The sequence below is a fragment of the Streptomyces sp. MCA2 genome (assembly GCF_023544705.1).
Lineage (GTDB): Bacteria > Actinomycetota > Actinomycetes > Streptomycetales > Streptomycetaceae > Streptomyces > Streptomyces decoyicus.
Genome location: NZ_JAMJFM010000046.1, coordinates 49,240 through 62,650, shown reverse-complemented (window position 1 = coordinate 62,650; position 13,411 = coordinate 49,240). Strand labels below are relative to the sequence as shown.

At 72.6% G+C, this 13,411-nt stretch carries 13 protein-coding genes; 11 read left to right on the top strand and 2 right to left on the bottom strand.

Annotated elements, in window-relative coordinates; all coding sequences use genetic code 11:
* Positions 1 to 70: 70 nt before the first annotated feature.
* The 8 genes from M8I34_RS30675 (at position 71) to M8I34_RS30640 (ending at position 9,161) form a co-directional block, all read left to right on the top strand.
* Positions 71 to 1,672 (top strand): prenyltransferase/squalene oxidase repeat-containing protein, encoded by a 1,602-nt coding sequence (locus M8I34_RS30675; RefSeq protein WP_250054926.1) that lies wholly within the window; start codon positions 71 to 73, stop codon positions 1,670 to 1,672.
* On the top strand, positions 1,672 to 2,997 hold the full coding sequence (locus tag M8I34_RS30670; RefSeq protein ID WP_250054924.1) for a cytochrome P450: 1,326 nt from the start codon (positions 1,672 to 1,674) through the stop codon (positions 2,995 to 2,997). Before M8I34_RS30675 ends, M8I34_RS30670 begins: the two co-directional genes overlap by 1 nt.
* Positions 2,994 to 3,920, top strand: coding sequence for a UbiA family prenyltransferase (locus M8I34_RS30665; protein ID WP_250054958.1), 927 nt, complete (start codon positions 2,994 to 2,996; stop codon positions 3,918 to 3,920). Before M8I34_RS30670 ends, M8I34_RS30665 begins: the two co-directional genes overlap by 4 nt.
* 63 nt (positions 3,921 to 3,983) lie before the next feature.
* A complete protein-coding gene (locus tag M8I34_RS30660) occupies positions 3,984 to 4,838 on the top strand; it encodes a MaoC/PaaZ C-terminal domain-containing protein (RefSeq protein ID WP_250054922.1) in 855 nt (284 codons plus the stop codon).
* Between the two features lie 95 nt (positions 4,839 to 4,933).
* On the top strand, positions 4,934 to 6,004 hold the full coding sequence (locus M8I34_RS30655; RefSeq protein WP_250054920.1) for an amidohydrolase family protein: 1,071 nt from the start codon (positions 4,934 to 4,936) through the stop codon (positions 6,002 to 6,004).
* Between the two features lie 28 nt (positions 6,005 to 6,032).
* Complete coding sequence (locus tag M8I34_RS30650; protein WP_250054918.1) at positions 6,033 to 7,601, top strand: AMP-binding protein; 1,569 nt, start codon at positions 6,033 to 6,035, stop codon at positions 7,599 to 7,601.
* Between the two features lies 1 nt (position 7,602).
* Positions 7,603 to 8,760 (top strand): thiolase family protein, encoded by a 1,158-nt coding sequence (locus M8I34_RS30645; protein ID WP_250054916.1) that lies wholly within the window; start codon positions 7,603 to 7,605, stop codon positions 8,758 to 8,760.
* Positions 8,760 to 9,161: a Zn-ribbon domain-containing OB-fold protein gene (locus M8I34_RS30640; protein ID WP_250054914.1), complete on the top strand. Its 402-nt coding sequence runs from the start codon at positions 8,760 to 8,762 to the stop codon at positions 9,159 to 9,161. The genes M8I34_RS30645 and M8I34_RS30640 overlap by 1 nt, the downstream gene beginning before the upstream one ends.
* Before the next feature lie 46 nt (positions 9,162 to 9,207).
* Here the strand turns inward: M8I34_RS30640 and M8I34_RS30635 are convergent, their stop codons facing one another.
* Positions 9,208 to 9,918: a hypothetical protein gene (locus M8I34_RS30635; RefSeq protein ID WP_250054911.1), complete on the bottom strand. Its 711-nt coding sequence runs from the start codon at positions 9,916 to 9,918 to the stop codon at positions 9,208 to 9,210.
* Positions 9,915 to 11,219, bottom strand: a complete 1,305-nt coding sequence (locus M8I34_RS30630; RefSeq protein WP_250054909.1) for a phenylacetate--CoA ligase family protein — start codon at positions 11,217 to 11,219, stop codon at positions 9,915 to 9,917. Before M8I34_RS30630 ends, M8I34_RS30635 begins: the two co-directional genes overlap by 4 nt.
* 86 nt (positions 11,220 to 11,305) lie before the next feature.
* Here M8I34_RS30630 and M8I34_RS30625 point away from each other — a divergent pair, with 86 nt between their 5' ends.
* From M8I34_RS30625 to M8I34_RS30615, 3 genes are all read left to right on the top strand, one after another.
* Positions 11,306 to 11,860 (top strand): nuclear transport factor 2 family protein, encoded by a 555-nt coding sequence (locus M8I34_RS30625; protein WP_250054907.1) that lies wholly within the window; start codon positions 11,306 to 11,308, stop codon positions 11,858 to 11,860.
* Positions 11,857 to 12,621: an SDR family NAD(P)-dependent oxidoreductase gene (locus tag M8I34_RS30620; RefSeq protein WP_250054905.1), complete on the top strand. Its 765-nt coding sequence runs from the start codon at positions 11,857 to 11,859 to the stop codon at positions 12,619 to 12,621. Before M8I34_RS30625 ends, M8I34_RS30620 begins: the two co-directional genes overlap by 4 nt.
* Before the next feature lie 132 nt (positions 12,622 to 12,753).
* Positions 12,754 to 13,398, top strand: a complete 645-nt coding sequence (locus M8I34_RS30615; RefSeq protein ID WP_250054956.1) for a 1-acyl-sn-glycerol-3-phosphate acyltransferase — start codon at positions 12,754 to 12,756, stop codon at positions 13,396 to 13,398.
* The last annotated feature ends 13 nt before the right edge of the window (positions 13,399 to 13,411 follow it).

The window sequence follows — 13,411 nt, the reverse complement described above, 5'->3', positions numbered from 1 at the left end:
GTTGGATTATATAAATGATTCATCGATCGCCGCGTCGTCCGCCAGGCCGCCGCCCGACCAAGGGAGAGCCGTGCTCGAAGTTCCCGCTCAGCCCACGCCCGCCCCCCGCGAGGCCGAGGCGGCCGCGCTGCTCGCGGCGACCGTCCAAGACCCCTGGGGGCTGGTCGCTCCGTCGGTGTACGACACCGCCCGGCTGGTCTCCCTCGCCCCGTGGCTCGACGGCCACCGGGAGCGTCTCGGCCATCTGGTCGAGGAGCAGAACCAGGACGGCAGTTGGGGCGCACCCGACGGGTACGGCCTGGTGCCCACGCTCAGTGCGGTGGAGGCGCTGCTGACCGAACTCGCCCGGCCGGCATCCGGTGCGCCGCACCCACCCCACGACGACCTCGCGGCGGCCTGCGCCGGCGGTCTGGGCGCCCTCCAGGACGGACTGCTCGCCGGTCCGGTGCCCGACACCATCGGCGTCGAGTTCGTCGCGCCGTCCCTGCTCGCGGACATCAACACCCGGCTGGCCGCGCTGACCGAGCGGGCGCCCGGCAAGCTCGGGGCGTGGTCCGGCACCACCCTGACGTCAGCGGCGCCCGACCTGGACGGTGCGCTGCTGGCCGGCGTCCGGGAGATGACCGAGCAGGCGCCGCTGCCGGAGAAGCTGTGGCACACCCTGGAGGCCATCACCCGCGACGGCACCCGCGGCGCCCGGCCGCACGAGGGCGCGCCGCCGCACAACGGCTCGGTCGGCTGCTCCCCCGCCGCCACCGCCGCCTGGCTGGGCGCCTCGCCCGATCCGGCCGCCCCGGGCGTCGCCTATCTCCGGGACGTCCAGGCGCGGTTCGGCGGGCCGGTGCCCTCCATCACCCCGATCGTCTACTTCGAGCAGGCGTGGGTCCTCAACTCGCTGGCCGCCTCGGGCCTGCGCTACGAGGCCCCGGCCGCGCTCCTCGACAGCCTCGAAGCGGGTCTCACCGACGAGGGCATAGCCGCCGCCCCCGGTCTGCCGAGCGACTCCGACGACACCGCCGCCGTCCTCTTCGCCCTGGCGCAGCACGGCCGGACGCACCGCCCCGACAGCCTGATGCACTTCCGCCGGGACGGCTACTTCTCCTGCTTCGGCGTCGAGCGCACCCCCTCCACCAGCACCAACGCACACATCCTGGAGGCCCTCGGCCATCACGTCACGGTGCGTCCCGACGACGCGGGACGCTATGGCGCGGAGATCCGGATGATCAGCGACTGGCTGCTGGACAACCAGCTGCCCGACGGCAGCTGGATGGACAAGTGGCACGCCTCGCCGTACTACGCCACGGCCTGCTGCGCGCTGGCGCTCGCCGAGTTCGGCGGCCCGTCCGCACGGGCCGCGGTCGGCCGGGCCGCCGAGTGGGCGCTGGCGACCCAGCGCGCCGACGGCTCCTGGGGACGCTGGCAGGGCACCACGGAGGAGACCGCGTACATGGTGCAGCTCCTGATGCGTACCCGTACCCCGGGGAGCCCGGGGACCATCGCCCGGTCGGCGGCCCGCGGCTGCGACGCGCTGCTGGCCCACGACGACCCGGCCTCCTACCCCGGGCTCTGGCACGACAAGGACATCTACGCGCCGGTGACCGTCATCCGGGCGGCGCGGCTCGCGGCACTGGCGCTCGGCGGCGCCGGGTCCGCCGCTTCCGGAGGTGCTTGATGACCACCCGTCCCCCGACCTCCTCGCGCGGCAACAAGTACCGCTTCGCCTTCCGCACCCTCTCCTTCCTGGACGCCCACAAGAACGACCGCTCCGGTGTGGCCGAGCTCAGCGGGCCGCCCGGCCGGGCGCTGCTGGTGTGGAAGCCGGAGATCATCAGCCAGGTCTTCCGCGGCGACCGGAACATGACGCTGGAGGGCTCCGACACGCTCGGCCCGCTGGTCGGCGACACCTCGCTGCTGTTCGCCAACGGGCCGCGGCACGCCGCGTACCGCCAGGTGATCGGCCCGCGGCTGCGCGGCCGTCCGCTGCGCGGCTACGAGGAGCTGATCGCCGAGGCCACCCGGGCGGCGATCGACGAACTGCGTCCGGGCACCGACTTCCAGGTGCCCGACTGGACCCGCAGGCTCACCCTTCAGATCGTCAGCCAGATCATCCTCGGCCCGGTGGACCACGGTCTGCTGCACCGCTTCACCTCCTGGATCGAGGGGGTGCTGGGCTCGCGCGGCCGCACCCTCGCCTACCGCTATCTGCGGCTGCCGCACGCCCTGCCGTCTCCCTGGCGCACGTTCGTGCGGCAGCGCGAGAGCCTGGACAAGGAGCTGCTGTGCCCGGTGAGCGGCAAGAGCGCCGGCGGCGGTGCGGGTTCCGGTGCGCCGGAGCCGTCGCCGGCCACCCTCGCCGAGGTGCTGCGCAGCGGCGAGGAGCCGCTCGGCCCGCTGGGCGACGGCGAACTGCGCGACCAGATCGTCTCGTTGCTCTTCGCGGGCCACGAGACGACCGCCTCGGCTATCTCCTGGGCGCTGTTCTGGCTCGCGGAGCACGACGAGGTGCGCCGCGACATCCTCGACGAGCTGAAGGCCACCTCCTCCAGCGGTGCGGCGGCGGAGGACGTACCGCTGCTGGACGCGGCCTGCCGGGAGGTGCTGCGGATCTCGCCGCCCGCCGTGGTGGCCGGCAACCGCGTGCTCGACGAGGGCCAGGAGATCGACGGGGTGTCGCACGACGCGGGCACCCGGCTGACGCCGTGCATCTACCTGGCGCACCAGCAGCCGGATCTCTACCCGCAGCCGGAGCGCTTCGACCCGCACCGCTTCCTGGGCAAGCGCAAGTCCGCCCAGGAGTACCTGCCGTTCGGCGGCGGCACCCGCCGCTGTCTCGGCGCGGACCTGGCGATGCTGGAGATGCGGATGGTGGTGGCGGCGGTGCTGCGCCGGCGGGAACTGAAGTGCGTCAATCCGGAGACCGGGGTGCCGCAGCTGCGCGGTCCGGCGATGGGTCCGAGCGAAGACCTGAGAATGACGGTGACCGAGTGTCCAGCATGACGTCGGAACTGCCCGCCGCGCGCGGCGAAGGACTGCGGAGCCTCGTCCGCATCCACCGGCTGGAATATCCCTTTCCGGTCATCTATCTCTGCCATGTCCTGTGGGGCGCCTGCCTCGCGGCGACAAGCCCGGGGAGCCTGGCCGCCGCGCCCGTGCTGATCATGCTGTTCGCCAATATCGTCGCGATCATCTCCCAGAACCCGCTCAACGCCGGGCTGGACATCCGGGCGGACACCCACACCAGCGGCAAGGAGAGCATCGCCCGCGCCACCCAGCACCTCAGCGTCCGGACCGCGTTCACCTGCGCGGCACTGGAGATGACACTCGCCCTCGGGCTGTCCGTCTGGGTCGCGCTCTGGCTCGGCCGGCCGCTCGTCGCGGTGGGGGTGGCGCTGTCGATCGTGCTCCACCTCGCCTACAACCTGGAGCCGGTCCGGCTGAAGCGGCGCGGCTACGCCAATCCCGCCTACTTCGGGGCGACCTTCGCCTTCCTGCCGTCGCTGTCGACGTATGCGGCGGTGCGGGCGGACGTACCGCTCAGCGCGTGGCTGTTCCTCACCGGGCTCGGCATCCTGCTGTTCGGCCGCTCCCTGTGGTGGTGCATCCCGGACCTGATCGGTGACGCCAAGGCCGGGGACCGTACGCCCGCCGTACAGCACGGCCCGCGCCATGCGCTGGTGGTGGCGTGCGCGTGGACCGCGCTCGGGCTGCTGTTCATCGGCGCCGGGCTGTGGCCGTACGGCGTCCTCTGGGCGCTGCTCGGCATCCTGGCGAGCGCCGCCTTCCTCGTGGACAAGATCAAGCTGCTGCGGCACATCTCGCGGGAGAACCTCCCGCACGAGTCCACGATGCGCAAGCACAGCCTCTCGCTGGCGATGGGCGGGGACCTCCTGCTCTGCGCCATCCCGCTGCTCGCGCTCTGACCGCCCGCCGGCCCCGCGCGCACCGACCGCCGGCCGTCCCGTCCACCGGCAGAAGGCCTTCCCATGCCCCTCGATGTCCCGGCCGTCCTCGCGGCCCCGCCCACCGTCACCGACCTCACCTGGGACCACCGCGACGTCCTCCTCTACCACCTGGCGATCGGCGCGGGACGGCCCGCCACCGACCCCGGCGAGCTGCGCTACACGCTGGAGAGCGCGCTCCAGGTGCTGCCCTCCTTCGCCACCGTGGCGGGCGGCGGGCAGGCCGCGGGCGGCGGCTTCACCCTGCCCGGCATCGACGTGGACCCCGCGGCGATGCTGCACGGCGCGCAGCGCCTCACGCTCCACCGTCCGCTGCCGGTGCGCGGGAAGGCCGTCCAGACCACCCGGGTGACCCAGGTGCTGGACCGGGGCCGGGCCGCGGTGGTGGTGCTGCGCTCCGACGTCGCCGACGCGGACGGGCCGTTGTGGACCGCCGAGGGGGACGCCCATCTGCGCGGGGAGGGCGGCTTCGGCGGCGGACCCGGCCCTGACCGGCGGCGGCCCGCGCCGGACCGGACGCCGGACCGCGTCCTGCACCTGGCCACCCGCGAGGACCAGGCGCTGCTCTACCGGCTGTGCGGCGACTTCAACCCGCTGCACGCGGATCCGGCGGTGGCCGCGGCGGCGGGCTTCGACCGGCCGATCCTGCACGGTCTGTGCACCTACGGCCTGGTGCTCAAGGCCGTGGTGGACGCGCACCTCGGCGGCGAGGTCACCCGCGTCGCCGCGTACGGCACCCGGTTCGCCGGCGTCCTCCACCCGGGCGAGACCGTGTGCGTCCGCACCTGGCAGGAAGCGGGGGAGATCCGCGCCCTGGCCACCGCCGCCGACCGCGCGGACGCGCCCGTCCTGGCCGACACCTGTCTCACCGTGCGCTGACACCCGCCGCCCGGCCCCCGCGCCGGACGCCGCGCACCGGTCCCGATCCGCCCGCCGTCCCGGGCCCACCGAACCGCTCACGTCTGGAGAATTCCATGGAAAAGCTCTGGCTCAACTCCGCCGACTCCCACGTCCTGGAGCCCGACGACCTCTGGGAGCGCGCCCTGCCCGCGGCGTTGCGCGACCGGGCGCCGCGCTGCGTGCGCGACAACGGCCGCGAGACGGTCTACGTCGACGGCCAGGTCGTGCGGCGCGACCCGCTCGACTTCGCCGACGCCATGCGCCCGCCCGGTGCGCTGGACCACCACATCCGGCTCAAGGACCTCGACGACCAGGGCATCTGGGGCGAGGTGGTCTTCCCCTCCCGGGGCCTGTGGACCGCCGTGATGACCGACCCGGTGCTGGCCCACGAGTGCATCAAGGTCTACAACGACTGGCTGAAGTCGGACTTCCTCTCCCTGTCGCCGCGGCTGGTCGGCGCCGCGATGGTCTCCATGCTGGACACCGACGACGCGGTCGCCGAACTGCGGCGGGCCGCGGACCTGGGCTACCAGACGGTCTTCCTCGCCGCGACTCCCCCGCCGGGCCGGGAGTTCAACATGGACGTGTGGGAGCCGCTGTGGGCCGCCGCCGAAGAAGCGGGCATGACGGTGAGCATCCACATCGGCACCGGCGCCGACACCGTGGTCGCGCGGGGCCCCGGCGGCGCGGTCATCAACTACGTGGAGACCCTGTTCCCCGCGCAGCGGGCCGTGGCACAGCTGGTCGCCTCGGGAGCGCTCGACCGCCACCCGGGGCTGCGCGTCCTCATCGCCGAGGCGGGCTGCGCCTGGGTGCCCGCCCTCGCCGACCGGATGGACGAGGCCTACCGCCAGCACGGCATGTTCGTACGGCCCAAGCTCTCGATGCTCCCCGGCGAGCTGGTGCGCCGCCAGGTGTACGCGTCCTTCCAGCACGACGAGACGGCGATCGGCGCGGTCACGGCGATGAACTACACCAACGTGCTGTGGGGCAGCGACTACCCGCACCTGGAGGGCACCTTCCCGCGCACCCAGGAAGTGGTGACCGAGCTGTTCGCCGGGGTGGACCCCGAGGTCCGCGACCTGATCACGCGGCGCAACTTCACCGATCTGTTCACCGTGCCCGCCCTGCCGGCCACGGTCTGACCGGGTCCCCGACCGCCTAGGAGCCACCTTGCAGCACACGACCATCGGCGACGTCCTGCGCGAACACCGCCGGTCGCATCCGGGGCGTACCGCCCTGGTCGACGGCCCCGTCCGGCTCACCTGGCCCGAGCTGGACGACCGGGTCAACCGGCTGGCCGGCTCCCTGGCGGCTGCGGGGATCGGCCGCGGCGACCGGATCATGTGGCTGGGACAGAACTCGTTCCGGGTCTACGAACTGATCGCCGCGGCCGGCAAGCTCGGCGCGATGGTGTGCGTCGGCTACTGGCGCTGGGCGCCGCCCGAAATGGAGTTCGCGCTGCGGGACTTCGACCCGCACCTCGTGGTCTGGCAGCACCAGGAGATCCACGAGACCGTCGCCCGGACCCGGGAGGCGCTGGGGTCCGACGACACCGCGCGGTGGCTGCGCCATGACAGCGCGCCACAGGACCCCGACGGGTACGAGGCCTTTCTCGCCGCGGGCGGGCTCGCGGACCCGGACCTGGACATCGATCCCGACTCCCCCGTCCTGGTCCTGTACACCGCCGCGATGAGCGGGCGGCAGTGCGGTTCGCTGCTCTCCCACACCAATCTGATCGCGATGGCCACCGCGGCGGCCTGGCTGGGCGATATCGACCACACCACGGCGTTCCTCAACTCCGGTCCCATGTTCCACATCGGCAACTACCAGTTCTGGGGGATGCCGACGCTGCTGATGGCCGGCAAGAACGTCATCGTGCGGCGGGTGGTGGCCGAGGAGGTGCGGGACCTGCTCGTCGCCGAGGAGTGCACCCACGCGTTCCTGATGCCGCCCACGGTCGCGGAGATCGTCCGGCTCAACCGCGGTACGGGGCACGACCTCTCCCGGCTGCGGGCGACCGTGGCGCCCCATCTGTGGGAGGGCATGGCCACCACCGACACCAGCCGGTTCACCCGCAGCGGCGGTGCGGCCGGACGCGGCTACGGCCAGACGGAGCTGTCCGGCTTCTCGGTCACGGCCGCGTACGGAGGACCGGCCGCCGGCAACGCGGGACGGCCGGGCCCCGGTCTGACGGTCCGCATCCTCGACGCCGGGGGCCGGGAGTGCGCGGTGGGCGAGGCCGGTGAGATCTGTGCCCGCGGCACCGTCGTCCACCGGGGCTACTGGAACCGGGACGAGGTCAACGCGCACCGCTTCCGCTCCGGCTGGTGGCACACCACCGACCTCGGCCGGCGGGAGCCGGACGGCTCGCTCACCTTCCTCGGCACCACGACCCGGATGCTCAAGTCGGCGGCGGAGAACATCTTCCCCGCCGAGGTGGAGAACTGCATCGAGCAGCACCCCGCGGTCCGTGAGGCGGCCGTCATCGGCGTGCCGAACACCCGCTGGGCGCAGGACGTCAAGGCGATCGTGGTCCTGGCGCCGGATGCCGGGTTGAGCGAACAGGAGATCATCGAGCACTGCCGGCCGCGGATCGCCTCGTACAAGAAGCCCAAGTCGGTGGAGTTCACCGCGGCGCTGCCCCGGACCGTGTCGGGCGCACGGGACTACGACGCGCTCGACAAGGAGTACGGCGGGGGCGGCTACCCGGGCTCGGCGACGCTCGGCCCCGGGCGCTGAGATGAGTGACCGGCAGCCCGTGATCGTGGGCATTCACGCGACCGAACAGGCGCTGTCCCTCCCCCACCGCAGTGCGATGGACCTGGCGTTGGAGGCGGCGCGGGAGGCGGTGGCCGACGCGGGCCTGCGTCCCGCGGACGTGGACGGTGTGCAGCTGGACTGGCCGGGGCCGGGGGGCGCGCCGGACGACGGTGCCTCCTGGGCCCGGCTGTTCGGCGGCCGGCTGCACTGGACGAGCGACTCCTTCATGGACAACGCCGGGGTGCGCGGGCTGCTGAAGGCGGCCGCCGCGGTGCGCGCCGGATACGCCGACACCGTCGTGGTGGGCGGCTGCAAGCTGGTCTCCCGCGGCACGGACCGCGCACCGGTCGGGGCAGGACGGCCGCTGGAGTTCACCGATGTGTGGGGCGCGTACGTGGTGGCCCAGTTCGCCCTGGTCGCCTCCCGCCACATGTATGAATTCGGCACCACCGAGGAGCAGTTGGCGCAGGTCGCGGCCACCCTGCGGAACAACGGCAGCACCAACCCCGAGGCGATGATGTACGGACGCGGCCCGTACACCGCCCAGGACGTGCTGGCCTCGCGGATGATCTGTAGCCCGCTGCACCTCCTGGACTGCTGCATCGTCGGCGAGGGCGGCGCCGCCTTCGTGGTCACCACGGCCGAACGGGCCCGCGATCTGCCACGGCCGCCGGTCGCGGTGCTCGCCGGATCGATGGAGTACCACCATGCGGCGTATGTGAATCCGGCGCTGGGCCGTGAGGTCGGGCGGATCGGCGCCGCGTCCGCCGCGCGCTGCTACGCACGGGCCGGGCTCACCGCCCACGACATCGACGTCTTCTCCCTCTACGACCCGAACTCCTTCGAGGTGATACGCCAGCTGGAGGTGCTGGGGCTGTGCGCGGAGGGCGAGGGCGGCCCGCTCGCGGCGTCCGGCGCGATCGCCCCGGACGGCAGGCATCCGGTCAACCCCGACGGGGGCTGCCTGTCCTACGCCTGGAACGGCACCCAGCAGATGACCCTGCGGGTCGTGGAGGCCGTACGGCAGCTGCGCGGCAGCGCCGTGCACCAGATCCCCGGCGCCGGGCTGGCGCTGGTCGCCAATGCGGGCTCCGGCGCGCAGCACTACGAAATGTGCCTGCTGGGAAGGAGCCGGTGATGGCCCGCCCCGTTCCCGTACCGACGGAGCTGACCCGGCCCTTCTGGGCGGCCGCGCGGCACGGCCGGCTGATCGTGCCGGCCTGCGCCCCCTGCGGCCTCCGCTTCTTCGCTCCCGAACCGGTCTGCCCCGCGTGCTGGTCGGACGACTGGACCTGGGAGCCCAGCACGGGCCGCGGCGCGGTGTACGCGGTGACCGTGGTGCACCGCGCCCCCGGGCCGGGCTTCGAGGTGCCCTTCGCCCTGGCCGCCGTCGATCTGGAGGACGGCGGCACCCTGCTCAGCCATGTCGTCGACGTACCCGTGGAGCAGGTCGTGATCGGTATGCCGGTCCGGGTCAGCTTCCGGCCCGTCAGCGACGAGATCAGCCTGCCGTACTTCGTGCCGGACGGCACCCGCTGACCGCCGCTGCCGCGCCCCGGCCCGCACCGGGGCGCGGCAGCCCGGGTCAGCTCAGCAGCACCCGGGGATCGTCGCTGCCGCAGCCGCACCGCCCGCCCAGCACCACGCCCTCGATGCCCAGCCCGGTCTCCGCCGCACCGCGGCCCCCGCCGCCGGCGCGGGCGGAGAGGTGGATCCGGCCCCGGCGCTCCGCCACCCACCACCGCACCGAGTCGATATGGGCCCCGGGGGACTCGGGGCACTGCACGGCCAGCGCGGGGCCCATGGGCGTCAGCACGCCCGCGGCGACCCCGCCGGCGGCCAGCTGCCGGACGGCGGCGGGCCGCGCCAGGAGCACCGGGACATTGCCGAAGAGGTCGGCCGCCTTGCGGCACTTGGTCTGTTCCGCCACGATCTCGCCGGACAGCCCCAGCATCGCGTAGAGCTCCAGCTCCTCGTGGAAGACCAGCGACCGGCGCCAGTCCCAGGCCATCGCCTCGGCTATCGCATAAGTGCAGCCGATCGCCTTCAGCGCGTTGATCACCGGCAGGAACCAGGCGCCCTCGTGGCCCGAGGTCGAGAGCAGGACCTGCTTGCCCCGCCCCATCCCCCATGCCGTGAAGCGCTGTTGCAGCCACATGGTGTCCCGGGCGATGTCGGACCAGGTGACCTTGAACTCCTCGCCGGCGCCGTCGGCGGCGGTGAACCGGGCCACGTAGGCGACTTCGGGCCGGCCGAGGGACGTGGCGCGTGCCAGGGATTCCGTTCGTACCATCATGACCTCACCACTCGTGTCAGCTTGCCCACGCCGCTGGAACCCGCCAGCAGCTCGTGCTCCGTGCGCAGTTCCAGCACCGGCGTCACCCCGGTGCGTGCGTGAATCGCCGTGCGCAGCCGCTCGGCCAGATCCGGGGGCGGCGCACCGGCCCCGGCGGTCTCATAGCCGACCCGGACCGTGAGCGCGCTCAGTTCGCGCTGCGGCCGGACCATCTGGAACACCCCGCCGGCGCACTCCGGCTGGTCCTCGACCGCGAGTCCGATGTCGCGCAGCATGACGGGCACCCCGCCGACCAGGGTCTCGTCGCCGCACCGGCCCCGCAGCCACATCCGGCCGTGGGTGCGCCCGCAGTCGCACGCCTTCCGGCTGAGCCGGACGAGGTCGTCGCTGCGGTAGCGGATCAGCGGTGCCGTGGGGTTGTCGAGGTCGGTGGCGACCAGCTCGCCGAGTTCCCCCTCGGGGGCCTCGGCGAGGCCCTGCGGATCGAGGCACTCGGCGAAGACCGTGTCCTCCCACAGATGGAAGCCGTCGTGCCGGTCGCACTCCCACGCCATCCCGGTGTCGGCGGCGCTGGTGTACTCGAACAGCTCGATGCCCCAGTCCTGTCGGACCATCTCCCGCATCCGGCGGCTCATGGGCGCACCGGCGAAGGCGGCGGCCTTCAGGGAGGAGAACGCCTCGCGCAGATCGAGCCGGTCCGCGAGCCGGGTCAGCTCGACGACCTGGGCGTAGGTGAGCTGCAAGAAGGCGGGCCGGTAGCGCCGGGCCGCCTCGACGACCCCGGCCATCTGCCCGGGTCCCGACTCCACGCAGACGACGGTGGTGCCCAGCGCGTGGAAGACGTAGTCGAGCAGATTGCGGATGGTGCCGGGCTGGCTCAGCACCCGGTCGCCGGGCCGCAGCCCCAGCCCCCACAGGTCGCGCAGCATCGCGGCCGGCAGCGGCGGGCACTGGTCCCACTGTTCGGCGAAGAACGTCGGCCGGCCGGTGGTGCCGGAGCTGGAGGAGACCGAGGTCAGCTCCGAGACGTCGGTGCAGAGCAGCCCGCCGAAGGGGTCGCCGGTGCGGTCCCGGTACGCGCGGACCATGTCCTTGGTGATCGTCGGGATGCGCCGGCGGAAGTCCTCCAACGAGCGGACCTCGCGCGGGTGGACACCGTGTGCGCTCCACAACTCCCGGTAGAACGCGGAGCGTTCGAAGACGTACGGGACGAGTTCGAGGATGCGCGCTTCCTGCCGGGCCAGCAGCCGCTCCCTGGGCAGGGTCTCTGCCTCCGGATCGAAGAACTCTCTGTCGGGCATGGCTCTCCCTTACCTTCAGGTACCTAACCCGCTATATTAGTTAACTAATATAGTCCTTTGAGGGTGGTGGTGGGAGGGTGGACGCGGTGACCGGCCCGGAGATCGAGCGGCGTCTGGCACGGGTGGAAGCGCACCTGGCGATCCAGCAGCTCGCGTTCCGCTATGCGCTCGCCGTCGACGCACGCGACCTGGACGCATGGGTGGGGTGCTTCCACCCCGACGTGGACATGGGGCGGGCCGGCCGCGGCCGCGAGGTGCTGCGCCGCCACATCGCACCGATGCTGCGCACCTTCCGCCGGTCGGTGCACCACATCACCGGCCATCGCATCGAGTGGCAGGGCACGCAGCGGGCGACCGGGACGGTCTACTGCCGCGCCGAGCACGAGGTGGACGACCGCTGGATCGTCATGGCGATCTGCTACTTCGACGACTACGCGTGCGTGGACGGCGAATGGCTCTTCACCCGGCGCCGTGAACGGCACTGGTACGCCGCCGATGTGACGGACCGCCCGCAGGCCGTCGGCTTCGCGGACTGGCCGCCCGCGGGACGCCCCGCCCTCCCGCACTCCTTCCCCACCTGGCAGACCTTCTGGGGCGACGACGCCCCCGTACCGCACGCGAAAGGGCACACCACTCCATGACTTCCCACCAGCGTCTGGCCGGGACGACGGCTCTGGTCACCGGCGGCGGCCAGGGCATCGGCCGGGGCATCGCCCTGGCGCTGGCCGCCGACGGCGCCGACGTCGTCGTCACCGGGCGCACCGAGAAAACGCTGCGGGCCGTGGTCGCCGAGATCGAGGAGCGCGGGGCCGCCGGGCACGCCGTCGTCGGTGACGTGGGGCAGCGCGACGAGGTCGACCGCATGGTCGAGGAGACCGTCCGGGCCTTCGGGGGGCTGGACATCCTCGTCAACAACGCCCAGTCGGTCGTGCAGCGGCCGCTGGCGGAGACCAGCTACGAGGACCTCGAACTCTCTTACCGCAGCGGCCCGTTGGGCACCTTCCACGCGATGCGTGCGGCCCTGCCGTACCTCAAGCGGCGCGGCGGCAGCATCGTCAACCTCGCCTCGTCCGCGGCGCTCATCGGCCAGGAAGGCTTCGCCTCCTACGCGATGGCGAAGGAGGCGATCCGCGGCCTCACCCGGGTCGCCGCCCGGGAGTGGGGCCCGTACGGCATCCGGGTCAACGCGATCTGCCCGGTCGCGCTCAGCCCCGGCGCGGCCGCGTACTTCGAGGCGCACCCCGAGAAGCACGCCGAGGTGCTGTCGGAGATTCCGCTCGGCCGGCTCGGGGACGCCGAGCAGGACATCGGCCGGGCCGTGGTGGCGCTGGCCGACGACGGGATGCGCTACCTCACCGGCGCCACCCTCGTCCTCGAAGGCGGCCGCACGATCGTGCACTGAGGCGCCGCTCCCCCTCCCCCGAACCTTTCCCGGTACCCACCGCGTACCGGCGTCGGCAACCCCGCACGTTCCTTTGCAGATTGGAGGCGGACGGTGTTCTTCAGAGCGCTCAGAGTTGTCCTTGCGACGCTGATGCGGATCGTCTTCCGGCCGCATATCGACGGCACCAAAAACATTCCCACCACGGGCCCCTGCATCATCGCGGCGAATCATCTGTCGTTCTCCGACCATGTCTTCATCGCGCTGGCCGTCAAGCGCCCCGTCGCGTTCATCGGGAAGGCCGAGCGGCTGACCGGGAAAGGCGTCAAAGGCCGGCTCGCCGCCTGCTTCTTCCGGGCCATCGGGCTGGTTCCGGTCGAGCGCGACGGCGGTCACGGCGGTGTGGCCGCGCTCCAGCTCGCCGAGCGCGTACTGGGCGAGGGAAAGATCTTCGGTATTCATCCGGAAGGCACCCGCACCCATGACGGCCGCCTCTACCGCGCCCGCACCGGGGTCGGTTATCTGGCCCTGCTCACCGGGGCACCGGTGATTCCGTGCGGGCTGATCGGCACCGAAAAGGTCCAGCCGCCCGGCACGCTGATGTTCCGCCCGCACCGCTTCCGGCTGCGCTTCGGCGCCCCCATGGATTTCTCCGAGCACCGGGGGCGGTCCGGCGAGGCGCGTCTGCGCCGTCAGGTGGCCGACCAGGTCATGCACGAGATCGCGGTGCTCTCCGGTCAGGAGTACGTCGACATGTACGCCACCAAGGCGAAGGCACTCGCCACCGTCAGCGAATAAGGGTTCCTGGAGA

What these genes read in the sequence shown, in the direction of transcription:
- M8I34_RS30670 (WP_250054924.1), top strand. Translation starts at nt 1,672, where the DNA reads ATGACCACCCGTCCCCCGACCTCCTCGCGCGGCAACAAGTACCGCTTC.
- M8I34_RS30665 (WP_250054958.1), top strand. Translation starts at nt 2,994, where the DNA reads ATGACGTCGGAACTGCCCGCCGCGCGCGGCGAAGGACTGCGGAGCCTC.
- M8I34_RS30660 (WP_250054922.1), top strand. Translation starts at nt 3,984, where the DNA reads ATGCCCCTCGATGTCCCGGCCGTCCTCGCGGCCCCGCCCACCGTCACC.
- M8I34_RS30655 (WP_250054920.1), top strand. Translation starts at nt 4,934, where the DNA reads ATGGAAAAGCTCTGGCTCAACTCCGCCGACTCCCACGTCCTGGAGCCC.
- M8I34_RS30645 (WP_250054916.1), top strand. Translation starts at nt 7,603, where the DNA reads ATGAGTGACCGGCAGCCCGTGATCGTGGGCATTCACGCGACCGAACAG.
- M8I34_RS30640 (WP_250054914.1), top strand. Translation starts at nt 8,760, where the DNA reads ATGGCCCGCCCCGTTCCCGTACCGACGGAGCTGACCCGGCCCTTCTGG.
- M8I34_RS30635 (WP_250054911.1), bottom strand. Translation starts at nt 9,918, where the DNA reads ATGATGGTACGAACGGAATCCCTGGCACGCGCCACGTCCCTCGGCCGG.
- M8I34_RS30630 (WP_250054909.1), bottom strand. Translation starts at nt 11,219, where the DNA reads ATGCCCGACAGAGAGTTCTTCGATCCGGAGGCAGAGACCCTGCCCAGG.
- M8I34_RS30620 (WP_250054905.1), top strand. Translation starts at nt 11,857, where the DNA reads ATGACTTCCCACCAGCGTCTGGCCGGGACGACGGCTCTGGTCACCGGC.
- M8I34_RS30615 (WP_250054956.1), top strand. Translation starts at nt 12,754, where the DNA reads ATGCGGATCGTCTTCCGGCCGCATATCGACGGCACCAAAAACATTCCC.